Origin of the sequence: Legionella sp. 39-23 (assembly GCF_001897665.1) — a bacterium.
GTDB classification, from domain to species: domain Bacteria; phylum Pseudomonadota; class Gammaproteobacteria; order Legionellales; family Legionellaceae; genus Legionella; species Legionella steelei.
Window position 1 is genome coordinate 60,060 of record NZ_MKTO01000018.1, and the last position, 23,583, is coordinate 83,642.

Genomic DNA, 23,583 nt, shown 5'->3' on the forward strand with positions numbered 1-23,583 from the left:
TTGGCCCGACAATCCTAACAAAACAACGAATTGTTTTGGAGAGTAATCTTGATTGTTTCGGCTAAGGCCCGACTTATGCTGCAAGTGTTACAAAATTGCCTTATGCCATATGTCTCAAGAATTCTTGCAGGTGTTTTTTCTCGTGCTCCGTACTTAAATAAGTTTTTAGCAACTCCAATAAACGCAGATATTCATCATGTTGAAGTACACCACGCATAAGCTCAAATCGCAAATAAACACAATAGGTGTTGAGCACATCTGTTTCACAATAATCGCGAATACTTTTTATTTGCCCTAATAAATGCTGTTCCCATACTTTAGAACCACTCATACCCATTTTCCCAGGAAACCCGAGCATACTGGATATTTCATCCAATGGAGCAAATGCTTTGTTTTGATATCCAGCAATCACATCCATGAGATCAAGATGTCGATAATGAAACCTGCTTAGGTAATTGTTCCAACGAAAATTTTGTTGATTTTCTCCTGTTTCCCAATAAGTAGGTGCTGTGATGCCATGCAGTAAAGAGCGATAGTGCAAAACAGGTAAATCAAACCCGCTGCCATTCCAGCTCACCAGGGTAGGGGTATGTTTATCAATTCCAGCAAAAAAACGTGTTATTAATTCCTTTTCATCAGAGGATTCATCACCTAAGGACCAAACCTTTATTTGTGAGCCATGGCTCATAACTAGGGAAATTGCACAGATTTTTTGTAAATAATGGGGCAAAAAGTCATTGCCAACTTTAGCTCGACGCAATGCAAACATTGCTTCTGCAGTGTCTTTATCAGACAAACCGTGTAAATCATATAAAGCACGGCCTGCTTCAATATCAGGGATTGTTTCTATATCGAATACAAGAATGGTCATTGGTTTAGCTTAGTTATCATAAATGAGCTCATATCTTAGCACGGGGGTAAGCGAGGAAATAGTAGGGATTGTTTACAGCTTGCTAGATTGAGCCAAAATGGTTTGCTGTTCTGTTGCGCATACGATGGCAAGATAGTAGAAGTGTAAGCAGCCCCTGATTTTTTAGGATAACAGCATATCTTGAGTTCATCATGACTATAATTCAAGCGTAGATTGTAATTATCAAATTTGGTAAAATGTATATTTTTTAATATTTGGTTGCTCATGGACGCTTTAGTACACATTTTTAAGAAGTTACGAATAGTCTTTTTTTTATTATTTGCTTTATTTCTTACTGCTTGTGTTAGCCATCCTCCTGCGGATGTAAATAATCTTTGTAATATATTTAGACAATACCCCAAATGGTATAAAGATGCCAAGGATGTTGAGCGCCGATGGAGAGTTCCTGTTCCAGTGCAAATGGCAATTATCCATCAAGAATCAAAATTTAATGCGCATGCACGGCCACCACGGCAGAAACTTTTTTGTATTATTCCATGGAAAAGACCTTCATCAGCTTATGGATATACCCAAGCATTGCATGGCACATGGAACCACTATAAACAAAGTTGTGGTGGATGGTTTGCCTCACGCAATGATTTTACTGATGGTGTAGATTTTATTGGTTGGTACGCAAATGAAGCGAATAAAAGAGCAAGAATCCCAAGAACAGATGCTTATTCACTTTATTTGGCTTATCATGAAGGTATAGGTGGTTATCAACGCAAAACTTATTTGAAAAAGGCATGGTTAATACCAGTTGCACGTAAAGTGAAAGCGCGTTCACAATTTTATGCAATGCAACTTAATTCATGTCGGAAAACACTTGAATCAGGATCATGGTTTTAAAGTGTTTTAAAAAAGTATTTTGGTGCAGTATAAATTGGGCTGCATTTGAATTTATGGGGTTTAAAAGTAATAATATACTCAGTAATTAAAACTGATATAGATCACTAAGGAGTTTTTAATGCGATTAATGCTTTTGGGTGGGCCGGGTGCAGGAAAAGGAACCCAGGCTTTGCGTTTGATTGAACGTTATCAAATTCCGCAAATCTCCACAGGTGATATGCTGCGTGCAGCTATTGCGCAAGGAACTCCCTTAGGACTGAGTGCCAAAAAAATTATGGAAACGGGTGGTCTGGTCTCCGATGATATTATTATTGGGTTAGTCAAAGAGCGTTTAAAAAAGAGTGATTGTGCTAATGGTTTTCTATTTGATGGTTTTCCCAGAACAATTGTACAGGCAGATGCTCTAAAGCAAGCAGAAATTTATTTAGATCATGTTATTGAAATTGATGTAGATGATGAAGAAATCATTAAGCGAATTAGTGGACGACGTATTCATCAACCTTCTGGTCGTGTTTATCATATTCAAAATCAACCGCCAAAACGTGATGGGGTAGATGATGTTACAGGTGAAGCTTTAATTCAACGCGAAGATGATAAAGAAGCAACTGTAAGAAAACGTTTGGAAGTTTATCGTAATCAAACAGCGCCTTTAGTTCATTACTATAAATCCTGGGCAGAGAGTGGTGCTCATGGTGCTCCTGAGTTTCATAGCATTAGTGGTGCTGGTGGTGTGGATGATGTATTTAAAAAAATTGTTAACTCTATCGAAGCTAAGGAAAAGATATGACCAGTCTCAATACAACCGGTTCAGAGTTCCAATCTTTAATTGATGATAATCAAATTGTCTTCATTGATTTTTGGGCAGACTGGTGTGCTCCATGTAAACAATTTTCTAAAGTTTATGAGCAAGTGGCTGAGCAGTTTCCAAATATAAAATTTGCAAAAGTAAATATCGAAGCAGAACAACAATTGTCTGATTTTTTTGAAATCCGCTCAATTCCGCATTTGATGGTATTCAAAGAAGGAATTGTTATTTATTCGAATGCTGGCAGTATGCCAGCTTCGACTCTCAAAGAATTGGTTGAACAAGCAGTGGCAGCAGATGTTAGTGCAATAAAAGCGGAGCTTGAGCAGAAGGATAAGAAGTGACCCTTGACAAATAGTTGCTCAACTCTTTCTTACCTGTTTCATCAATGACTAGATCAAGTTTTGTTCTTCGTTTGAGTATGTCATCACAATTTTGTGCCCATTCTTCTAAAATTAGGTAGTCTACTTCCGCCTGATAAAGATTGGTACAGTATTTTTTTCCTAGAGACTCTTTATTCGTGCAGGAGGAAAGGAATAGTTCTATGCGACTTCCATAAGTTTGCAAATAACGATTAAGTAAGTCAGTGTCCAACCATTTATATTTTTCTTTAGCATAATGAACGTACTGCTCAAAATTCATTTGCTCATAAAATGCTCCTGGTAAGGGAGTTGTTGCCGTGTTTGAGGGGCCCATATGTGGAAATATTTTCTGGAGTTGATTTATCACTTCTTCTGCTAATTGTCGATAGGTGGTTATTTTTCCTCCATAAATCGTGACACTTGGTGCTGGTTTAAGATGAGTCTCATATGAATAGTCACGACTTAACGCTTTAGCATCTTTCTTTTCATTAGCGAGCAAAGCTCTGACACCACTCCAAGTATAGATAATATCCTTTTCAGATATTTTACTTTTAAAATAAGCATTAACTAAATCAATCAAATAATGAATTTCTTCATCACTTATGACCGCATTATCTGGGTTACCAGTGAGTGGAATATCAGTTGTACCTATCATACTAAATCCATGATAGGGGATAACAAAAATGACACGTTTGTCCTGATGTTGTAACAAATATGCGTGATTACTCTCATAGATTTTAGGGACAATAATATGACTTCCCTTAATTAAACTGATTTTTTGACGATCTGGTGTGTGAGTGAGTTGCTCCACCGATTTAACCCATGGACCAGCTGCATTGATTACTGATTTGGCAGAGAGCGTATAGCTTGCGCCAACTTTAGGTTGTATCGTTAATTGCCATAAATTATTGACAACGTCAATGTGGGTTACAGTGGAGTGCGTTCTTATGCTGGCACCATGATTTTTTGCTTGGAGTGCATTTGCAATAGTTAGGCGAGCATCATCAGTTACTGCATCATAGAATAGGAAACCTCTATCTAATTTATTTATTAAAGGATCAAAATACTTCTCTTTATTTTTTCTAGAAATTGTTTTGCTCTTGGGGAGACGATTTTTGCTGCTTATATGATCATAAATAAAGAGGCCTAAACGTAAAAACCAAGCAGACCGCATATGCTTTTCATAAGGTAGAACCAACGCTTGAGGATGAACTAAATGTGGCGCTAGGTCTAGAAGCCGCTGTCTTTCGGTGATTGCTTTTTTAACCATTCCAAATTCATAGTTTTCTAAATATCTTAACCCACCATGAATTAGTTTTGTGCTGCTTGAGGAAGTTTTAGAGGCTAAATCATCTTGTTCCACAAGCACTACAGATAATCCTCTTAATGCTGCATCCGCAGCACAACCACAGCCATTGATGCCGCCACCGATAATTGCAACATCAAAAACCGAATTCATATTTTGGTCTCCACAAAAAAAGTATACACTAACAATATACACATAATAGTTGGGACAAGGAACTCTGCAACGATGAATTATTTACTTGCAATAGATCAAGGAACGAGCAGCACACGCGTTATGGTATACACCGTTCATGGTGAGTTAGTAACTTCCAGTCAATACCCATTAACTCAATATTATCCTCAAACAGGTTGGGTCGAGCACGATCCTGAAGAAATATGGGAAAAGACATTAGCGGCTATGCGTGATGTATTGTCACGAGTTCCTGTAGAACAAATAGTGACTTGCGGTCTAACAAATCAAAGGGAAACTACAGTAATCTGGAATAAAAAAACTGGAGCTTGTCTTGCACCAGCCATTGTATGGCAAGATCGCAGAACAGCCGAATATTGCAAGACATTGGTGGTTAATGAATCGATGATTCAAGAAAAAACGGGTTTAGTCCCTGATCCTTATTTTTCAGCAACTAAATTAAAGTGGCTTTTAGAAAATAACTCCGAAGCAAAAGAATTAGCAGATAAAGGGGATTTAGCCTTTGGTACGATTGATAGTTTCTTAATCTGGCGTTTAACTAAAGAACGTTTACATTTAACCGATGTGACTAATGCATCAAGGACCATGCTTTTTAATATTAAGGAGGAGCAATGGGATTTGGATTTATTGGATTATTTTAGAATTCCTGAGTCTGTTTTACCCAAGGTTTGTGCGAGCGATAGCCATTTCGGCCTGATTGACAAACAATGGCTGGGTATTGAGCTCCCGATCACCGGAGTTGCGGGCGATCAGCAGGCGGCCCTAATTGGTCAGGGTTGCTTCAATATTGGAATGGTAAAAGCAACTTTTGGAACAGGTGCGTTTTTACTATTGAATACAGGAAACAAAGCTGTTTTATCACAACATAAACTATTAACAACCATAGCATATAAGATAAAAGGACAAACAGTTTATGGATTGGAGGGCAGTATTTATCATGCTGGCACAACCGTCAAGTGGCTAAGAGATTCAATGAAGCTTATTGCTCATACTGATGAAACGGAAGTTTTAGCAGGCTCGTTAAATGGAAATGAAGGAGTTTATTTTGTTTCATCCTTTACAGGCTTAGGCGCCCCGCATTGGTTATCAGTCCCTGGTGCATCCATGGTTGGTTTAAGCTTATCCAGCAACAAAGCCCATTTTGCCAGAGCGGCATTGGAAGGGGTTTGTTATCAAACGCGTGAAGTATGTCTTTGTATGCGAGAAGACAGCCAATTGGATTTGTCACTTCTGCGTGTTGATGGAGGAATGGCTGTTAATCGATGGTTCTTACAATTTTTGGCAGATCAATGTCAATTACAAATACAAAAACCTAAAGATATCGAGACTACTGCTAAAGGGGCAGCAATATTAGCTGCGTTAGGATGTGGTGTTTATAATTCCTTAGATGAATTGCATGCAATCTGGGATGTGGAACAAACATTTAATCCCCAAAGATCATTAGAGCAAGTAGAAATGGATTATCGTGGTTGGAAGCAGGCGCTGCAGAAAGTAAAGGGGTAGTTCAACCGTTTATATATTAAAAGGCTAGTGTATATTTGTAGTCCGGGTGAAACGCAGCGGCCCCGGGAAACGGTTTGACTATATTCCCGGGGCCGCTGCGTTTCACCCGGGCTAACCTAGCGCCCAGGATCCGTTTTCAGTTTTTAAGGTACATCTCTGGTTTTTTCACCAGTGTATAGCTGGCGTGGTCTACCAATTCTTGATTTGGTAGCAACCATTTCCATCCAATGACTCATCCATCCAACAGTACGAGCTAGAGCAAAAATTACCGTAAACATATTGGTTGGAATTCCTAGAGCACTTAAAGTCAGACCTGAATAGAAATCGACGTTGGGATAAAGTTTTTTCTCAACAAAGTAATCGTCTTCAAGAGCAATGCGTTCAAGCTCCATAGCAAGCTTAAATAATGGCTCATCTTTTGCACCTACTGTTTCTAAAACATCATGGCAGGTTTTGCGCATTACTTTTGCTCGTGGATCATAGCTCTTATAAACACGATGACCAAATCCCATAAGTCGGAAAGGATCATCTTTATCTTTTGCTCGTTTAATGTATTGTTGAATACGATCAACACTACCAATTTCTTTGAGCATGTTAAGGCAAGCTTCATTCGCACCACCATGTGCGGGTCCCCATAGTGCACCGATTCCTGCTGAAATGCATGCAAAAGGATTCGCACCTGTTGAGCCAGCAAGGCGAACAGTAGATGTTGATGCATTTTGCTCATGATCCGCATGTAGAATAAAGATAGTATCCATGGCACGGACTAACACAGGATTAGGTGTAGACTCTTCTGAGGGAACACTAAACATCATGTGCAAGAAGTTTTCAGCATATGACATTTTATTTTGCGGGTAAATATAAGGTAACCCTATAGAGTATTTATAACTCATCGCCGCAAAAGTAGGCATTTTAGCAACCATGCGAATTGCAGAAATAAAACGATCTTCGGCATTATTTAAATCCATGGTGTCATGATAGAAGGCTGATAGAGCGCCAACCATTCCTACCATAATTGCCATTGGATGCGCATCACGACGGAAACCATTTAAGAATTGATACATTTGTTGATGTACCATCGTGTGGTTGTTAATTAGGTTAACGAATTTTTTCTTTTCTTCAGCATTAGGTAATTCGCCGTTGAGTAAAAGATAGCTTACATCAAGAAAATCTTTTTTCTCAGCCAATTGCTCAATAGGGTAACCTCGATAGAGCAATATACCTTTGTCTCCATCTATATAGGTAATTTTAGATTCACAGGAGGCAGTAGATAAAAAACCTTGATCAAAGGTAAAGACACCGCGCGCGCCAAGTTGTGTGATATCAATCACATCATTCCCTAGGGTAGGTGTATATACTGGTAATTCAAGCGGCTCTTGTCCTTCAAGGCTAAGTTTAGCTGTTTTTTTTGTCATTGCTTCTCCTGATAAAGGATTCATATTGATTGTGCGTGGCACTATATACAAAATGAGCACTTACAGTCAATTTTATTATGGTTTAGAATTTTAAAGAATGACAGCAAAAAAATAATAATTTTGTTCTGTCTGTGGGTATGACTTAGGTTTGGCTCACATTTAATTGTTTATCTCTGGAAATTACGGCATTTCAGTGTCTTCCCAGGGCCACATTTTAGGATAGATGATTTAATTAAATCCGTCTCTGTGGTATTCTTTATTATTAAAATTTATCGTCAAGGATACGTCCAAACTATGGTTTATCTAGCTAAAGAAGTCTTGCCTGTTAATATTGAAGATGAATTAAAACAATCCTATCTTGATTATGCGATGAGTGTCATTGTGGGCAGGGCTTTGCCTGATGTGCGTGATGGCCTGAAACCAGTGCATCGACGTGTGCTTTATGCAATGAGTGAATTAGGTAATGACTGGAATAAACCCTATAAAAAATCGGCGCGTGTTGTCGGGGATGTAATCGGTAAATACCATCCTCATGGTGACACGGCAGTTTACGATACTATAGTTCGGATGGCGCAGCCTTTCTCGATGCGTTATCTTTTGGTCGATGGGCAAGGTAACTTTGGTTCCGTAGATGGTGATGCACCTGCTGCAATGCGATATACCGAAGTACGCATGTCTAAGGTGGCTCATGCTTTATTAGCTGATCTGGAAAAAGAAACCGTAGATTTTAGCCCTAACTACGATGAAACCGAATTCGCTCCTGTAGTTTTGCCCTCACGCGTACCTAACCTGCTTGTTAACGGTTCTTCTGGTATTGCTGTGGGTATGGCAACTAATATTCCTCCACATAACCTTACCGAGGTTATTAATGCGTGCATTGCTTTAGTTGATGATCCAGAACTGAGTCTTGATGACATTATGGAGATTATTCCAGGTCCTGATTTTCCAACAGCAGCCATTATTAATGGAAGGGCAGGAATTATTCAAGGTTATCGCACAGGGAAGGGGCGCGTTATTATTCGTGCGCGAACAGAAATTGAAACCGACGAAGATACTGGGCGTCAGGCCATTATTATTAATGAACTTCCTTATCAAGTAAATAAAGCCCGTTTGGTAGAGCGTATCGCTGAATTGGTCCGTGATAAAAAGATTGAAGGGATTTCGGGACTTAGAGATGAGTCAGACAAACAAGGTATGCGCGTTGTTATCGAGTTAAAACGCAATGAAGTGGCTGATGTCATATTAAATAATTTATATGCACACACGCAAATGCAAAATGTGTTTGGAATCAATATGGTTGCTTTAGTTGATGGACAACCACGCACATTGAACTTGAAACAAATTCTTGAATACTTTATTAAACATCGACGTGAAGTAGTCACTCGAAGAACCCTGTTTGAACTGAAAAAAGCACGTAACCGCGCTCATTTATTGGAAGGTTTGGGTATTGCATTAGCTAATATTGATGAAATGATTGCTTTAATTAAACAATCACCAACACCACAAGATGCAAAAGAAGCCTTACTCGCTAAATTATGGGCACCAGGCATGGTTAAGACGATGCTGGACAGAGCAGGCTCTGATGCATCACGTCCTGATGATTTAACTGCTGAGTTTGGTATGGGGGCAAGTGGATATAAATTATCAGAAGCTCAAGCCCAGGCTATTTTAGAATTAAGACTTCATCGTTTAACGGCACTGGAACAAGATAAAATTTTAGGTGAATTCGAAGAGCTATTGCAGCTAATTCGCGGGTTATTGGAAATCTTGGCTTCACCAGAGCGACTTATGCAAGTGATTCGTGATGAACTTCTTGAGATTAAAACTCAGTTTGGTGACGAGCGTCGCACTGAAATTACCGCATCACAAGAAGATTTAACTATTGAAGATTTGATTACTGAAGAGAATGTAGTAGTAACCCTGTCACACCAAGGTTATGTGAAATACCAGCCACTTACTGCATATCAGGCTCAGCGCCGCGGTGGAAAAGGTAAGTCCGCAACAAATGTTAAAGATGAAGACTTTGTTTCACGGCTCGTGATTGCAAGTACTCATGACACGTTACTTTGTTTCTCTAACCATGGAAAACTCTACTGGTTAAAAGCATATCAGCTTCCATTAGCCAGTCGTATTTCCCGAGGTCGTCCAATTATTAATATTTTACCACTTGCTGAAGGCGAAGAAATTAACGCGATGTTGCCAGTTAGAGAATATCAGGAAGGTTATTATGTGTTCATGGCTACTAAAAAGGGAACAGTTAAAAAAGTGCCTTTAAATGCGTTTAGTAGACCCAGATCAAATGGAATTATTGCTGTGGATCTCGATGAAGATGATAGCTTAGTCGGCGTTGATATCACCGATGGTAGTAAAGATATTATGCTATTTACTGATGCCGGCAAGGTAGTCCGTTTTGATGAAAGCAAAGTTCGGCCAATGGGACGTACCGCTCGTGGTGTACGAGGTATTCGTATAGAAGAAGGTCAGGCGGTAATTTCTTTAGTTGTCGCCCATTCAGATGCAACTATACTAACTGCAACAGAAAATGGATACGGTAAACGTACTTCAATAGAAGAGTATCGTGTTTCTGGGCGTGGTGGTCAAGGAGTGATTTCTATTCAGGTAACTGAACGTAATGGTAAAGTAGTTCGCTCAGTACAAGTGACTGATGCTGATGAAGCTATGCTTATAACAGATAAAGGTACATTGGTACGCTTTAGGATAAATGAGCTGTCGGTGATTGGTCGAAATACACAAGGGGTTCGATTAATTAATGTCAGCGCAGGCGAGAAAGTTGTTGGTATGCAAAAAATCGAAGATTTGGGTGAGGATTCCAATGAATCCGATGGCATAACTGAAATTGAAGAAAATGACGATGACAACTCGAGTTTATAATTTTGGTGCGGGTCCTGCAATGCTTCCTGAGGCCATACTTAAGGACGCTCAGGAAGAATTTCTTGATTGGCAAAACCTAGGGGTTTCTGTACTCGAAGTAGGACATCGTAGTCCTGAGTTTTCGACTCTTTTAAATCATGCAGAGCAATCTTTAAGAGAGTTACTCTTTATACCCGAAAATTACCAAGTTCTATTTTTGGGAGGGGCCGCGCGAACTCAGTTTGCTATGATTCCAATGAATTTTTTATATCCAGATGAACAGGCCGGCTATTTAGTTTCTGGAATATGGTCGCATATGGCTCTTGCTGAAGCACAGTATTTAAAAAAGGCATATTGTGTCGCCAGTGGCGAGGAAAGTGGCTATAAAACATTCCCTGCGCCGAAAACTTGGGATATAAAAGAAAACACAACTTATGTTTATTACACTCCGAATGAAACCGTTAATGGAGTTCGGTTCCCTTATGTTCCTAAAACCAAGGGAATTACACTTATTGCGGATATGACTTCTGCTCTGCTTACTGAACCTATAGATGTCAAAAACTTCGGTTTAATTTTTGCAGGAGCCCAGAAAAATATAGCAAATGCTGGGTTAACTATAGTCATTGTTAGAGATGATCTACTAGAGAGAATGCCAGTCCCTAATGTACCGACTATGTTAAATTATAAGATACAAGCAGAACATCATTCACTTTATGCAACCGCGCCAGTTTTTAACTGCTATTTGGCTGATAAAATGTTTGATTGGGTAAAAAAACAAGGTGGTGTTGAAGAGATATATAAGCTTAACTGTCAAAAAGCAGCTAAGTTGTATCAATACTTGGACAGCACAGATTTTTATACTACGAATATAGATCCTGAAGTACGCTCTATTGTTAATATTTGTTTCTCACTTAAAAATGATAAATTAGAGAATGAATTTCTTCGGTTAGCAGAACTACGGGGTCTATATGCTTTAAAAGGACATCGCGCTGTGGGGGGAATGCGCGCCAGTCTTTATAATGCAATGCCAATGGCTGGAGTTGATGCGCTCGTAGAGTTCATGTCTGAATTTGCAAAGGAAAATAGTCGGTGAGAATACACAATTTCATAAGCAAACCCGTCCAGTCAATAAAAGGTGAAATCACAGTACCCGGTGATAAATCAATTTCACATCGTTCTATTATTTTTGGTTCTATAGCTAAAGGAACAACCATTATTAATGGATTTCTTGATGGCGATGACTGTATGGCGACCTTGAAAGCATTTCAAGCTATGGGTGTCACAATAGAAGGGCCTGATGAGCAGCAAGTTGTAATCTATGGTGTTGGAAAGCATGGATTACAGAAGCCGAAAGAGATTATTGATTGTGGAAATTCTGGAACCAGCATGCGCTTATTGGCAGGGTTATTGGCTGCACAATCATTTGATAGTCAATTGACCGGTGATGAGAGCTTATTAAAAAGACCTATGTTACGGATTAGTAAACCATTAACACAAATGGGTGCTGATATCTCTACCGTGGATGGTAAACCGCCTATTTCAATTAGAGGTGGAAAAGAACTGCATGGAATTCATTATGTAATGCCTGAAGCAAGCGCCCAGGTAAAGTCATGCATTTTGTTGGCAGGACTTTATGCTCAAGGAGAGACGCGAATTACTGAAACAGGTGTGAGTCGTGATCATACAGAACTGATGCTCAAATATTTCTCTTATCCGGTGCATCACAAAGACAATACTCTAGTTATTAATGCTGCAAATGAATGTTTGGGGACTGAAATTTTTGTTCCTGGAGATATTTCCTCATCGGCATTTTTCATTGTTGCAGCTACGATTATTCCTGGGTCTGATGTACTCATTCGTAATGTTGGTATTAATCCAACACGTACAGGAATCATTCATATATTGCTGGAAATGGGTGGCAACATAACTCTTTTAAATCAGCGACAACTAGGAGAGGAATGGGTTGCTGATTTACGTGTTAAATATGCGCCGTTGAAGGGAATTAATATAGGTGCGAATATGGTTCCACTTGCAATCGATGAGTTTCCTGCTATTTTTATAGCCGCTGCATGTGCTCAAGGACAAACTACATTACATGGAGCAAGTGAATTACGTTTTAAAGAAAGTGATCGCATTGCTACAATGGTTGATGGTCTAAAAAAATTAGGTATTCGCGCGGAAGCATTAGATGATGGCGCACTGATTGAGGGTGGAGTGATACGTGGAGGTACTGTTGAAAGTAGTGGTGATCATCGTATTGCCATGTCTTTTGCAATTGCTGGAGCTATAGCTAGTGATCCGGTTACGATCAAAAATTGTGCCAATGTAGCCACCTCATTTCCTTTGTTTGTAGATACAGCAAGGGAACTTCAACTTCAAATAGAGGAATTTGTTGATAATGTACGATGACGCTGTACCTGTAATAACCCTAGACGGACCAAGTGGAACTGGTAAAGGAACTATATGTCAATTACTTGCAAAACATCTTAAATGGAATATGCTTGATAGCGGTGCGATTTATCGCGTGCTCGCTTATGCAGCAAGAAAAAATAAGATAGATTTTCATGAAATAGGACAATTAACTGCCCTAGCACGTTCCTTAAATTTACGTTTTGTATCGTCTGATGATTATGGGACACGGACCATTTTGGACGATGAAGACATCAGCTTAGCAATTCGCAGTGAACAATGTGGACAAGATGCATCTCAAATTGCCGCAATTCAAGAAGTAAGACAGGCTTTACTTGAGCGTCAACGTAATTTTGCCCAGGCTCCTGGTCTGGTTACGGATGGTCGAGATATGGGTACGGTGGTTTTTCCAGAGGCTGTTTTGAAGGTTTTTTTATATGCAAGTGAAGAAGAAAGAGCAAATAGACGATATTTACAGTTGAAAGAAAAAGAAATTAATGTTAGCCTCGCGCACGTTGTAGAAGAATTGGCTAAACGTGACGTAAGGGATACTGGTCGTACGCATGCGCCTTTAAGACCTGCAGATGATGCAGTGCAAATTGATACAACCAGCTTATCCATTGTACAAGTGTTCAATATTGTATTAGAATTAGTTAATGAACGTTTGTACAATAAATAAGTGTTTGTTAGGGGAAAGATGAGTGGAACTCATTCTTTCATTTTTTTACTAAAGAGTTTATTAACATGTCTGAAAGTTTCAAAGAATTGTTTGAGCAAAGTATTGCCGGCGCTCAATTTTATCCAGGTGCCATTATTAATGCCAAGGTTATCGGTATCGATAGTGATTTTGTCATTTTAAATGCTGGTCTAAAGTCTGAAGGTATTGTTCCTAAAGAAGAATTTTATGACAAAGATGGCGCATTGGAAGTTAGCCTGGGAGATACTGTTGAAGTAGCGCTGGATTCTGTTGAAGACGGCTACGGCGAGACGCTCCTTTCAAGAGAAAAAGCAAAACGTCAGGAAGCTTGGCGAAAATTATCTAAATCACATGAAAACAATGAAACAGTTACCGGTCTTATTTCTGGAAAAGTTAAAGGCGGATTTACTGTTGAAATTGGTACTATTCGCGCCTTCTTACCTGGTTCATTAGTAGACGTCAGACCTGTAAGAGATCCTTCATATCTTGAAGGAAAAGAGCTTGAATTCAAAGTAATTAAAATGGATTTAAAGCGCAACAATATCGTTGTATCACGTCGTGCAGTTGTTGAAGAAGAAAGTAGTGCAGACAGACAAGCATTACTTGAATCACTGCATGAAGGCCAAGAACTCCATGGTATTGTTAAAAACCTTACCGATTATGGTGCATTTATTGATTTGGGCGGCATAGATGGCTTGCTACACATCACTGATATTTCATGGAAGCGTGTAAAACACCCAAGTGAAGTATTATCAGTTGGTCAAGACGTAAAAGTAAAAGTATTAAGCTTTGATAGCGAAAGAAACCGTGTTTCTTTAGGCATGAAACAATTAGGTAACGATCCTTGGGTGGATCTGGTAGAGCGTTATCCTATAGGCAAGAAATTACAAGGTAAAGTAACCAATATTACTGATTATGGTTGCTTTGTTGAAATAGAAGAAGGCGTTGAAGGTTTGGTTCACATGTCAGAGATGGATTGGACTAACAAAAACGTACATCCAAGTAAAGTAGTTTCTTTGGGTGATGTTGTTGATGTTATGGTTCTTGAAATTGATGAAGAACGACGTCGTATTTCTTTAGGTATGAAGCAATGTGTTGGTAATCCATGGCAACAATTTGCTGCATCTCATAATAAAGGCCAAAAAGTTAGTGGTAAGATTCGTTCAATCACTGATTTCGGAATATTCATTGGCCTTGATGGGGATATTGATGGCTTGGTTCATCTCTCTGATATTTCCTGGACTGTTGCTGGCGAAGAGGCAGTAAAACAGTTTAAGAAAGGACAAGAGTTAGAAGCAGTTATTCTTGCTATTGACCCTGAGCGTGAGCGAATTTCTTTAGGTATCAAACAACTTGAAGGTGATAACTTTACAAGTTTTGTTGATGAGTACACTAAAGGTGCTATCGTTAAAGGTACTGTTGTATCCGTTGATGCTAAAACAGTTACTGTAGCATTGGCAGATGACATTACTGGTACTATTCGTGCAAGCGAACTTTCTGATGAGCGTGTTGATGATGCTACTACTCTGGTCAAAGAAGGCGACGAGATTGAAGCAAAAATCATAAATGTTGACCGTAAAAATCGTTCAATTACTCTTTCAGTAAAAGCGAAAGATGCTCAAGATGAAGCGGATGCTATCAAGAAATACTCTAGAACCGAAGGTGCGTCTACAACAACCTTAGGTGATTTGTTGAAAGAAAAAATGGCAAGTAAAGAAAGTGATTAATCACTTTCTTGTCTAACATAGTAAAAAGCGTAGATTTTTCTACGCTTTTTTGTTTGTATCTATTTTAAATAGCTTGGGTGAGGCGAAGTGAGCCCAGGTTTATGATATGATATCCTTCTGGAAACTCCAGATTTTTTACTTCGCATTATCCAGGCAACAAAAAGGAAAAATTCATGCGCTTATTAATGCTGGTTATTTATATACTTCTCATTATTATTGGCGTTAGTTTTGCTGCACTAAATGCTACTTCGGTAGATGTAAATTTTTATTTTAAAACGATATCTATGCCTATCTCAGTTTTAATGACGATTATGCTGGGCATCGGTATTTTAGTAGGCTTTATACTTTTTGTTGGGCGATATTTGCGCCTAAAAGCGGAATGCCATAAGATTAAAAATCAATTAAAATTAACTGAAAAAGAAATAAAAAACTTGCGATCAATCCCATTACAAGACCAGCATTAATTTTTTTGTTATTATACGGTCTAATATGCACAGAGGAGGGTAATAATGATTGATTTATGGCCATTACTATTGCCTGCTGCTGCTTGGTCAGGTTGGTGGATGGCAAATCGAAGTAAACCCAAAGAAGATCCAACCGTTTATAATCGTTTATCCCGTGAATACGTTGTCGGACTTAATTATCTCTTAAATGAGCAATCAGATAAGGCCGTTGATATTTTTATTAAATTATTAGAAGTTGACAGCGACACGGTAGAAACCCATCTTGCTTTGGGAAGTTTATTCAGACGCCGTGGCGAGGTTGATCGAGCTATCCGAATTCATCAAAATTTAATTGCAAGACCCCAGCTAAGCATTATACAAAGAAAAGAGTCTTTAATGGCACTTGGCCAAGATTATATGAGTGCTGGCTTATTTGATCGGGCAGAACGAATTTTTTTAGAAGTTGTAGAGCTAGGTGGGTCTAAAGAAACGTGTAGTTTGCATGGCCTATTAGCAATTTATCAGCAGGAAAAAGCATGGGAAAAGGCTTTAGATGTAGTTAAAAAATTGGAAATTTCAACTGGAACAAGTTTTCATAATCAAGCAGCCCATTATTATTGTGAAATGGCCAGTCAGGCATTAAAAACTAACGCAATTGATAGAGCCGCATACTGTATTAAACAGGCTATAGCTGTCGATAATGAATCTGTGCGTGCCAGTTTGATGAATGCAAGCCTTGAAATGAAAGAAGGGCGTTATAAACAAGCAATTCGCTCATTAAAACGTATTCCGCAGCAAGATGCAGATTTTTTAACGGAAATTATCGAGCCTTTAGTAATATGTCACAAAGAACTAAATACAATGGATGAGTGTGTTAAGTATCTTGAACAGACTTTAGAAAATAATCCCAGAGCCTCAGTAATTTTTGTTATTGCAGAGTATTTAAGACAGCAAAAAAATATGGATGCGGCTATAGATTTTGTAGCCGATAATTTAGGCAAGCATCCATCAATAAGGGGTTTAAATCAGTTAATTTATTGGCATCTAGAGTCTGCTCACGGGAAAGTTCGTGACAAATTACAAATGCTTCATGATATAACGAGTAAATTTTTAGATAATAAGCCAGTTTATCGATGTAATCATTGTGGTTTTGGTGGCAAGCATCTGCATTGGCATTGTCCCAGTTGTAAAAACTGGGGAAGAATGAAACCTGTCCATGGTTTGGAAGGATATTAACTAATTTTAAGAGATTATGATGCAATTTATCGATTTAAAAAAACAATATTCAATAATAGAAAACGAAATTCTGACAAGCATTAAAAACGTTTTAAATCATGGCCAGTACATTATGGGGCCTGAAATTACCCAGCTTGAAAAGCAATTGGCTGATTTTATAGGGGTAAAGCATGTCATTGTCAATTCGAGTGGAACAGATGCCTTATTAATGGCATTAATGGCTTTGGAAATTCAGCCCGGAGATGAAGTTATTACAACTCCTTTTAGTTTTTTTGCTACCACAGAAGTAATTGGACTTTGCCAGGCTAAACCTGTTTTTGTGGATATTGATCCGCTTACCTATAATATGGATCCGAGTAAACTCGAGGCCGCAATTACCAGTAAAACTAAGGCAATAATGCCTGTTGGATTGTACGGCCAATGTTCTGAGCATGATGAAATTAATGCCATTGCTGCTCATTATGGGATTCCAGTAATTGAAGATGCAGCACAAAGCTTCGGTGCAACTTATAAAGGTAACTATTCGTGTAATTTATCAACAATTGGATGTACTAGCTTTTTCCCATCCAAACCTTTAGGTGGATATGGGGATTCAGGAGCGTGCTTTACCAATGATGATGCTTTAGCGCAAAAACTCATTGAAATAAGAATTCATGGTCAAAATGCGCGTTATTGCCATAATCGCATAGGTATTAATGGACGTATGGATACCATTCAGGCTGCTGTTTTAATTGAAAAGCTGAAACTGTTCCCAGATGAAATCATTATGCGTCAAAGGGTTGCTAAGGCTTATGACCATATGCTTTCGCCATTAGTCAAAACACCTTTTATTCATAGTCATAACACCAGTGTTTATGCTCAATACACCATTGAAGTAAACAATCGAGATGCTTTTCAAAAGGCAATGAGCGAAGCAGGAATTCCAACTGCAGTCCATTATCCAGTACCGTTGCACCAACAAGCGGCCATGGCATATTTAGGTTACACAGTTGGTGATTTTCCTCATGCTGAATATGCAAGTAGTCGGGTGATTAGTTTACCTATGCATCCTTATTTGCAAGAAGCAGAACAAATGAAAATTGTTGCAGCGGTTAAAAACGCTCTAACAGTGCACGAAGAAGAGGCTATAGCATAAATGACACCTAAATTAATTGTTGCGCTTGATTTTGATAGCGAGCATGATGCTTTAAGTCTAATTGATAAGCTTGATCCAAGAAGTTGTGCTTTAAAAGTAGGTAGCGAGCTTTTTACTTTATTTGGCACTCATTTAGTAAAGCAATTGGTGCAGAAACAATTTAAGGTTTTTTTGGATCTGAAATTTCATGACATTCCTAATACCGTTGCAAAAGCTTGTATGGCAGGGGCTGAATTAGGTGTATGGATGATGAATGTTCATGCTTCTGGCGGGATGGCTATGATGCAGGCAGCACGAAAAGCAATTGATGCTTATGGTGCTGCTCGACCAATCTTAATTGCGGTAACTGTTTTAACTAGTTTTAATCAGAACGAATTAACTTCTATTGGGATCAATACACCGATTGTTGACCACGTAAATAAACTGGCAATTTTAACTAAAGAATCAGGTTTAGATGGGGTGGTTTGTTCCGCTCAAGAAGTTAACGTAATAAAAAGAGAGTGTGGTAATCAATTTATTACTGTTACTCCCGGAATTAGGCTTACAAGTGATTCAAAGGATGATCAATCAAGAGTGTTAACCCCCAAACAAGCCATTGCAGAAGGTAGTGATTATTTAGTCATAGGACGTCCCATCACCCAAGCATCAAATCCAGAAGCAGTTGTTGCAGAAATTCTAAAAAGTATTCAATAGTCATCAACTCGTTTTCCTTAACCTCCGGGTCGCATAAGCTGATATCAGGAGGTCTCTTTCACCTTCAATCACGTCAGAAAAGTGTAATTTTTGATTAATTAGTGCTATTTAATTTCTGATAAATTTGTGTTAATTATATTTGTGATGGTTAAAAATAATAAAACAGAGGATTAGCCAACTCAATTAAATACATCGGTACTAAAAAATAAAAACTCGAGTTAAGTAAAAACGAAATTTCAGCAGAGCAGGGAGCCCAATTCGAGAATAGCTAAGGTAAAACTGCTGAAGAGTTAATGGATTATCATAACTTAAGGATAAGTGATGACGCCACAACACGTAATAAGTCAGCTGCTTGACTCTGACTCAGCTCAATATACTCAAAATCTGGATTTATTAAAAAAAATTATTATTACGTCCTACTTAGGTCGTCTGCAGATCAACGGTTTGTCACCAGATAATAAAATTGCTTTGGGTAACTATCTATTTGATAACGAACAGATGATGTTTGATTTCACACGTCTTAGTGATGAGAAAAGAGCATTATTTATGCAATGGTTTTTGGAACCTCATCAACAAGATAAGTCTAAGGTTTTTTTAAGAGGTGTGGCGGTAAATGAATATCGAGGTTTCACCGCTGAGGTTCCTTTAAGTTGGTGGGGTAGAATAGTAAGCTGGTTTCAAGGAAAGTATTTAGAATATTGGAAAACAAGCGACTTAGATTTATCTCTGAAAAAAATATCCAATTATCAACTGACGGGAATTGAGATGTGCCAGGGAAATCATGGGATATTAATTGGTTTCAACCAATTCCTTGTCCCAGGTACTGGAACAAAGTATAAGAGCCCAAATGATGCACAGCAAGAGCCTTTAGGAAATACAAAGAGAGTTTTTATCACAGATAAATTAGTCGATCAGCTTATTTCGCTCAATATAGGAAACATCAAATTTGAATCGGTGTGCAAAAGTCCTCATCCCCAATCTATAGAAGTGTCTGATCTACAAGAACGTCTCGATAAAATGCATGATTATCGAAAAATGCAGCGATTTATGTCGATGAAGCCCTGGTATATGCGAATTTGGAGCTGGTTATTTCCTTGGCTGAGTGATGAAAAAGTTAAAAGCAAATCTATTAAAGAGAAGCAAGTAGTTCCTTTATATGAAACAAAAAAGGTAGAAATATTTCGCTTCTTAAAATCACATGAGATCTTAGTTAGAGAAAGAAAACCTAATGTTAAAAATCTCGTTCTTTGTGGTGGTGGTGCAAAAATTTTTGCACATATTGGTGTTTGGAAGGCGCTGAATGAAGCAAAAATATCTCCTGAAAAATTTGCTGGTAGTTCAGCTGGCGCCATTATGGCTTTAATGTGCTATTTAGGTTATTCAGCATCTGAAATTGAGGAGTTATTTAAACATTTTAAACATGAACATTTAGTACATTTTGACATTAATATTAATGGAATTTCTGAGGCTCATTCGTTAAAGACTGCTCTTGATTATGCAATTGCAAATAAATTAAATCAAATTGTTGCTAAGTATCAAATCCCATATCCAAAAGGGCCAATTACGTTTGCAACCTTAGAAGAAATTAGACAGAAATACCCTGATTGTGGCATAGGAAAAGAGTTAGTGGTTACGACTACGAATAAACGTCAAGGAACAACCCGATATTTCTCATTCTTACGCTCACCAGATTTTGAAGTGAGTGAAGCAGTTAAAACATCTGCAAGTTTTCCTATAGTTTATAGATCAACGGTGATTGATGGAGATGAGCATAATGATGGTGGGGTATTGAATAATTTTCCCACGGAAGCTTTTGTTGATGATCACACTACACTACTGGAATCAGAATATGGCAATAATTTAAAAGTATTAGCGGTCAAGTTTGATGATGGGCCTGAACGAAAGGCAATTGATCGTGTAATGGATAGAGTATATCGGGAAAATATCGTTTTAAACTGGATATATCGTTTGCTAACAGGTGTTAGTGATCCTGCCAGTGGTTGGGAAAAAGACCGTTTGAAATTGAGAAAATATGCATGTCAATCTATTGTGATTAATGTTGATAATGTATCTAGCTCATCGTTTACTGTCGGTGAGGAAACCAGAAAAAAAATGATTGACTCAGGTTATGAAGAGACAAAAAACTACTTAAATTTGCGGTATCACAAAAATGAATCAGATGAATATGAAAATGAGGAGTTTATGTATGAGACATTTAGTTCGCTAGGTGAGTTACTCTCTTATTGTTGTTATAGAGGGGATAAGAAATGGTTTGATAAAGTGTATCAACTTATTGAGGAATCTACTGCTCCTAATCGTATTGAGCTAATAAAGCAGGCCCAAGAATTAAAGGCCCTTTATTTCAACTCAGGCTCTTCTTCATTAAGAGGTTCCTCACATGACGAGCATCCATTAACATTCTTTGGAAATGAAATACCGAATGTCTTATCTTCTAGTAGAACTGATAATCATCAAATTTTGCTAGCAGTATATCCAGTGTTTTTAAAATTATCATCATCATTCCTAAAAGACGGCACAGACAAAAAAATCTTTGATTATGCTCGCCATTCTTTTTTGTTGAAAAATCCTTTTGCATGTTTAGACCATTTTGCAAAAATTCGCAATGAGACGCATATCATCCTACACATTGTTATTAATTTATTAAAAGAGCTTAGAAAAAACCCCAACGAAAAGGTATATGCAGCATTGAGTCAAGTGCTTGAGTTATTGAATGAGGATAAAAACCTTGATAAAGAAGAGTATTTTGCGCGTTGGGATTTGTCCTTGCCTCAATGTTTACGTATGTTACGTTTATTGAATAAGGATGCGCAAATTAATACTCACTTACTTCGAGCCATGAGCAGGAAAAGTGAGCCTATGCAAACAGTAGTTTCAGGTGTTTATCATGAAGAAGATGGTCATAGTGACTCCGAGCCTGATGGGGCATTTTCTTTTAGTATGTAATTTTTTTGAAATACATGCTATTTTGTTTGCACCAACTCGCACCATGAATAGACAAGGAATCTGTTTGTTCCATGAAAATAAAAGGTTTTACACTTCTTGAATTGCTTATTGCGATGACCCTATTTTTAGGGTTATCAATAATAGGAATTGCTTCATACACTTATTTTATCAATAAAAATGAGCAACAAACAATCATTGATGAACTGCGAACGGCAATTCAATATGCCAAGATCCAGGCTATGATTCTTGGCAACCCTGTATACCTTGCTCCTTTAAATAGCTCATCAGATTGGTCAAACGGTGTGGTTTTGAGATTCTTAAATAAGCAAACAAATCAACTGAAACTAATTTATCAATGGCAATGGAGTCATCCTCGTTGGCGTTTGAGTTGGGAGGGGGCTGGTTCAACAAAAAAGATTATATTTGCAACGTCTCTAGGCCAAGGAATGAGCAATGGACATTTTATCCTAGTGAATAAAGTGACTCATGAGCAAGTCACTATGATTTTAAATCGACTAGGAAGAATAAGAGTCAAAGGTCACCCTATCAAGGAATAGGCATAGTTGAGCATAGACAGAACGTCTCCCTGTGGCCTATTATGAATAAGATTCAGCAATAACTTGTCGCTGGTGCGTTAATTTTGTAAGATCTTACTGAAATATATTTTGTTATAAGTAGCTAAGATCCATGCCTATTAATCCCCAATCTATTTTTACAGTAAATGCTCAAAGTTCTGAACATCTTTCAGAATGGCTTAATCACCAAGCGTCATTAACTGACAAATTGTACCAAATAAAAGGTGATGCTCAAATTGAGCTTATTTCCCAATGTTGGGTGAATACTGATTGGTGGGATAAAAATCTTCTACAGATTCAAGATGAAATGGCTTTTCAACGTGAAATCATTATGAAAAGTGGTGGTGTCGCTTATTGGTATGCTCGCAGTATTATTCCCAAAAAATGTTATGATCTTGATCCTGCTTTCTTTGGCCGTCTAAAAGATGAATCAATAAAAAATTTAATTTTTAATGAAGAGAAAGTACATCGTCTTAAATGGTTCAGCTATCCTGCTGATCAGCAATGTTTAGAATACTATTGGGTCAAACGACATGTAAACTCAGTTAATGGAGTACTCTGGGTTCGCCTCGCAGAATTCTCATTTCAACAAAAGGAATCATTTTACTTAGTTGAAATTATGTTACCCGAACTGGAAAGGATTACTCCATGAAATGGGATGCATATTGGCGATTAATGCGCTTTGATAAACCTGTTGGAATTTTGTTGCTTTGGTATCCAACAGCATGGGCATTGTGGCTCGCAAATAAAGGGATGCCTTCACTGAGACTATTCATCCTTTTTTTATGTGGTACTGTCCTGATGCGTGCTGCAGGATGTGTTATCAATGATATTGCAGATCGAAATATCGACAAACATGTTGCTCGCACTAAGTTCAGACCGTTAACTGCTGGTGAAGTCAGCTTAGCGGAAGCCTTTATTTTATTAATAATATTACTTTTAACCGCATTATTTATATTAATTCAGTTACCTCGTAATTGTTTTTATCTGGGATTAATCGCGTTATTTGTGTCCTTTTTATATCCATTTTGCAAACGCTTTCTAGAGGCGCCACAAATGATTCTTGGCTTGGCATTTTCTATGGGTATTCCCATGGCTTATGTCGCCTCAGATTTGGCTTTAAATGCGGAATGTTTCTTATTATTTCTAATGAATTTTTCTTGGATTCTTGTTTATGACACCATGTATGCTATGGCGGATAAAGAGGATGATTTAAGAATTGGTGTCAAATCTACTGCAATATATTTTGCAAGCCATGACCGATTGATTATTGCTTTATTGCAAAGCTTATTTCACAGTTTGTGGTTGTGTTGGGCATTGATGGAGCAGACAAACTTGTGGTTTTATATCTTTTGGTTTGTAGCAGGTATAGTCTTGATTCATCAACAAAAGCTGATTAATAAAAGAGACCCACAAGATTGTTTTAAAGCATTTATTGTGAGCGCCTATTACGGTGCATGGATGTGGTTAGCAGTCGCTCTTGCTCGATAATTA

20 protein-coding genes are annotated in these 23,583 nt (G+C 38.1%); 17 read left to right on the plus strand and 3 right to left on the minus strand.

The features are described from left to right. Positions 1 to 100: 100 nt before the first annotated feature. Positions 101 to 871, minus strand: coding sequence for a 3'-5' exonuclease (locus BGO44_RS07330; protein ID WP_273200987.1), 771 nt, complete (start codon positions 869 to 871; stop codon positions 101 to 103). A 264-nt stretch (positions 872 to 1,135) separates the two neighbouring features. Here BGO44_RS07330 and BGO44_RS07335 point away from each other — a divergent pair, with 264 nt between their 5' ends. The 3 genes from BGO44_RS07335 (at position 1,136) to BGO44_RS07345 (ending at position 2,908) form a co-directional block, all read left to right on the plus strand. Continuing rightward, the gene (locus BGO44_RS07335; protein WP_273200989.1) at positions 1,136 to 1,759 is read left to right on the plus strand and encodes a transglycosylase SLT domain-containing protein; all 624 of its coding nucleotides are present in this window, start codon (positions 1,136 to 1,138) and stop codon (positions 1,757 to 1,759) included. 118 nt (positions 1,760 to 1,877) lie between these two features. Beyond that, on the plus strand, positions 1,878 to 2,546 hold the full coding sequence (gene adk / locus BGO44_RS07340) for an adenylate kinase (RefSeq protein ID WP_058510197.1): 669 nt from the start codon (positions 1,878 to 1,880) through the stop codon (positions 2,544 to 2,546). Beyond that, positions 2,543 to 2,908 (plus strand): thioredoxin family protein, encoded by a 366-nt coding sequence (locus BGO44_RS07345; RefSeq protein WP_058510198.1) that lies wholly within the window; start codon positions 2,543 to 2,545, stop codon positions 2,906 to 2,908. The genes adk and BGO44_RS07345 overlap by 4 nt, the downstream gene beginning before the upstream one ends. On the opposite strand, the gene glpD is transcribed toward BGO44_RS07345, so the two are convergent. Beyond that, positions 2,865 to 4,385 carry a glycerol-3-phosphate dehydrogenase gene (glpD, locus tag BGO44_RS07350; RefSeq protein ID WP_273200993.1) on the minus strand — a complete coding sequence of 507 codons (1,521 nt, stop codon included), beginning with the start codon at positions 4,383 to 4,385 and terminating at the stop codon, positions 2,865 to 2,867. The two genes, BGO44_RS07345 and glpD, sit on opposite strands and share 44 nt — an antisense overlap. Positions 4,386 to 4,457: 72 nt before the next feature. On the opposite strand from glpD, the gene glpK reads away from it, so the two are divergent. After that, positions 4,458 to 5,924, plus strand: coding sequence for a glycerol kinase GlpK (gene glpK / locus BGO44_RS07355; protein WP_058510200.1), 1,467 nt, complete (start codon positions 4,458 to 4,460; stop codon positions 5,922 to 5,924). Positions 5,925 to 6,067: 143 nt separating this feature from the next. Here the strand turns inward: glpK and gltA are convergent, their stop codons facing one another. Beyond that, a complete protein-coding gene (gene gltA, locus BGO44_RS07360; RefSeq protein WP_286823018.1) occupies positions 6,068 to 7,339 on the minus strand; it encodes a citrate synthase in 1,272 nt (423 codons plus the stop codon). A gap of 294 nt (positions 7,340 to 7,633) precedes the next feature. Between gltA and gyrA the strand changes: the two genes are divergently transcribed. The 13 genes from gyrA (at position 7,634) to ubiA (ending at position 23,580) form a co-directional block, all read left to right on the plus strand. Continuing rightward, entirely contained in the window at positions 7,634 to 10,231 is a 2,598-nt protein-coding gene (gene gyrA / locus BGO44_RS07365) for a DNA gyrase subunit A (RefSeq protein WP_273200104.1), read from the plus strand. After that, entirely contained in the window at positions 10,212 to 11,303 is a 1,092-nt protein-coding gene (gene serC, locus BGO44_RS07370; protein ID WP_058510203.1) for a 3-phosphoserine/phosphohydroxythreonine transaminase, read from the plus strand. Before gyrA ends, serC begins: the two co-directional genes overlap by 20 nt. After that, entirely contained in the window at positions 11,300 to 12,619 is a 1,320-nt protein-coding gene (aroA, locus tag BGO44_RS07375; protein ID WP_058510204.1) for a 3-phosphoshikimate 1-carboxyvinyltransferase, read from the plus strand. The genes serC and aroA overlap by 4 nt, the downstream gene beginning before the upstream one ends. After that, positions 12,609 to 13,298, plus strand: a complete 690-nt coding sequence (cmk, locus tag BGO44_RS07380) for a (d)CMP kinase (RefSeq protein ID WP_058510205.1) — start codon at positions 12,609 to 12,611, stop codon at positions 13,296 to 13,298. Before aroA ends, cmk begins: the two co-directional genes overlap by 11 nt. 65 nt (positions 13,299 to 13,363) lie before the next feature. Continuing rightward, positions 13,364 to 15,043, plus strand: coding sequence for a 30S ribosomal protein S1 (gene rpsA / locus BGO44_RS07385; RefSeq protein ID WP_058510206.1), 1,680 nt, complete (start codon positions 13,364 to 13,366; stop codon positions 15,041 to 15,043). 173 nt (positions 15,044 to 15,216) lie between these two features. Continuing rightward, positions 15,217 to 15,507 (plus strand): lipopolysaccharide assembly protein LapA domain-containing protein, encoded by a 291-nt coding sequence (locus BGO44_RS07390; protein ID WP_058510207.1) that lies wholly within the window; start codon positions 15,217 to 15,219, stop codon positions 15,505 to 15,507. Positions 15,508 to 15,552: 45 nt separating this feature from the next. Further along, on the plus strand, positions 15,553 to 16,722 hold the full coding sequence (gene lapB, locus BGO44_RS07395) for a lipopolysaccharide assembly protein LapB (protein WP_058510208.1): 1,170 nt from the start codon (positions 15,553 to 15,555) through the stop codon (positions 16,720 to 16,722). Between the two features lie 19 nt (positions 16,723 to 16,741). Beyond that, positions 16,742 to 17,857 carry a DegT/DnrJ/EryC1/StrS family aminotransferase gene (locus BGO44_RS07400; RefSeq protein ID WP_058510209.1) on the plus strand — a complete coding sequence of 372 codons (1,116 nt, stop codon included), beginning with the start codon at positions 16,742 to 16,744 and terminating at the stop codon, positions 17,855 to 17,857. Further along, entirely contained in the window at positions 17,858 to 18,550 is a 693-nt protein-coding gene (gene pyrF / locus BGO44_RS07405) for an orotidine-5'-phosphate decarboxylase (protein ID WP_273200100.1), read from the plus strand. Positions 18,551 to 18,871: 321 nt separating this feature from the next. Next, positions 18,872 to 21,514: a Dot/Icm T4SS effector VpdC gene (gene vpdC / locus BGO44_RS07410; RefSeq protein ID WP_273200098.1), complete on the plus strand. Its 2,643-nt coding sequence runs from the start codon at positions 18,872 to 18,874 to the stop codon at positions 21,512 to 21,514. 71 nt (positions 21,515 to 21,585) lie between these two features. Then, positions 21,586 to 22,071, plus strand: a complete 486-nt coding sequence (locus tag BGO44_RS07415) for a GspH/FimT family pseudopilin (RefSeq protein WP_058510212.1) — start codon at positions 21,586 to 21,588, stop codon at positions 22,069 to 22,071. A gap of 130 nt (positions 22,072 to 22,201) precedes the next feature. Further along, positions 22,202 to 22,741 carry a chorismate--pyruvate lyase family protein gene (locus BGO44_RS07420; RefSeq protein ID WP_058510213.1) on the plus strand — a complete coding sequence of 180 codons (540 nt, stop codon included), beginning with the start codon at positions 22,202 to 22,204 and terminating at the stop codon, positions 22,739 to 22,741. After that, positions 22,738 to 23,580 carry a 4-hydroxybenzoate octaprenyltransferase gene (gene ubiA, locus BGO44_RS07425; RefSeq protein WP_083503920.1) on the plus strand — a complete coding sequence of 281 codons (843 nt, stop codon included), beginning with the start codon at positions 22,738 to 22,740 and terminating at the stop codon, positions 23,578 to 23,580. Before BGO44_RS07420 ends, ubiA begins: the two co-directional genes overlap by 4 nt. Positions 23,581 to 23,583 lie beyond the last annotated feature (3 nt).

Excerpts from the sequence above, each read along its gene's own strand:
- BGO44_RS07330 (WP_273200987.1), bottom strand. The coding sequence starts at position 871 with ATGACCATTCTTGTATTCGATATAGAAACAATCCCTGATATTGAAGCA.
- BGO44_RS07335 (WP_273200989.1), top strand. The coding sequence starts at position 1,136 with ATGGACGCTTTAGTACACATTTTTAAGAAGTTACGAATAGTCTTTTTT.
- adk (WP_058510197.1), top strand. The coding sequence starts at position 1,878 with ATGCGATTAATGCTTTTGGGTGGGCCGGGTGCAGGAAAAGGAACCCAG.
- BGO44_RS07345 (WP_058510198.1), top strand. The coding sequence starts at position 2,543 with ATGACCAGTCTCAATACAACCGGTTCAGAGTTCCAATCTTTAATTGAT.
- glpD (WP_273200993.1), bottom strand. The coding sequence starts at position 4,385 with ATGAATTCGGTTTTTGATGTTGCAATTATCGGTGGCGGCATCAATGGC.
- glpK (WP_058510200.1), top strand. The coding sequence starts at position 4,458 with ATGAATTATTTACTTGCAATAGATCAAGGAACGAGCAGCACACGCGTT.
- gltA (WP_286823018.1), bottom strand. The coding sequence starts at position 7,339 with ATGACAAAAAAAACAGCTAAACTTAGCCTTGAAGGACAAGAGCCGCTT.
- gyrA (WP_273200104.1), top strand. The coding sequence starts at position 7,634 with ATGGTTTATCTAGCTAAAGAAGTCTTGCCTGTTAATATTGAAGATGAA.
- serC (WP_058510203.1), top strand. The coding sequence starts at position 10,212 with ATGACAACTCGAGTTTATAATTTTGGTGCGGGTCCTGCAATGCTTCCT.
- cmk (WP_058510205.1), top strand. The coding sequence starts at position 12,609 with ATGTACGATGACGCTGTACCTGTAATAACCCTAGACGGACCAAGTGGA.
- rpsA (WP_058510206.1), top strand. The coding sequence starts at position 13,364 with ATGTCTGAAAGTTTCAAAGAATTGTTTGAGCAAAGTATTGCCGGCGCT.
- BGO44_RS07390 (WP_058510207.1), top strand. The coding sequence starts at position 15,217 with ATGCGCTTATTAATGCTGGTTATTTATATACTTCTCATTATTATTGGC.
- lapB (WP_058510208.1), top strand. The coding sequence starts at position 15,553 with ATGATTGATTTATGGCCATTACTATTGCCTGCTGCTGCTTGGTCAGGT.
- BGO44_RS07400 (WP_058510209.1), top strand. The coding sequence starts at position 16,742 with ATGCAATTTATCGATTTAAAAAAACAATATTCAATAATAGAAAACGAA.
- pyrF (WP_273200100.1), top strand. The coding sequence starts at position 17,858 with ATGACACCTAAATTAATTGTTGCGCTTGATTTTGATAGCGAGCATGAT.
- vpdC (WP_273200098.1), top strand. The coding sequence starts at position 18,872 with ATGACGCCACAACACGTAATAAGTCAGCTGCTTGACTCTGACTCAGCT.
- BGO44_RS07415 (WP_058510212.1), top strand. The coding sequence starts at position 21,586 with ATGAAAATAAAAGGTTTTACACTTCTTGAATTGCTTATTGCGATGACC.
- BGO44_RS07420 (WP_058510213.1), top strand. The coding sequence starts at position 22,202 with ATGCCTATTAATCCCCAATCTATTTTTACAGTAAATGCTCAAAGTTCT.
- ubiA (WP_083503920.1), top strand. The coding sequence starts at position 22,738 with ATGAAATGGGATGCATATTGGCGATTAATGCGCTTTGATAAACCTGTT.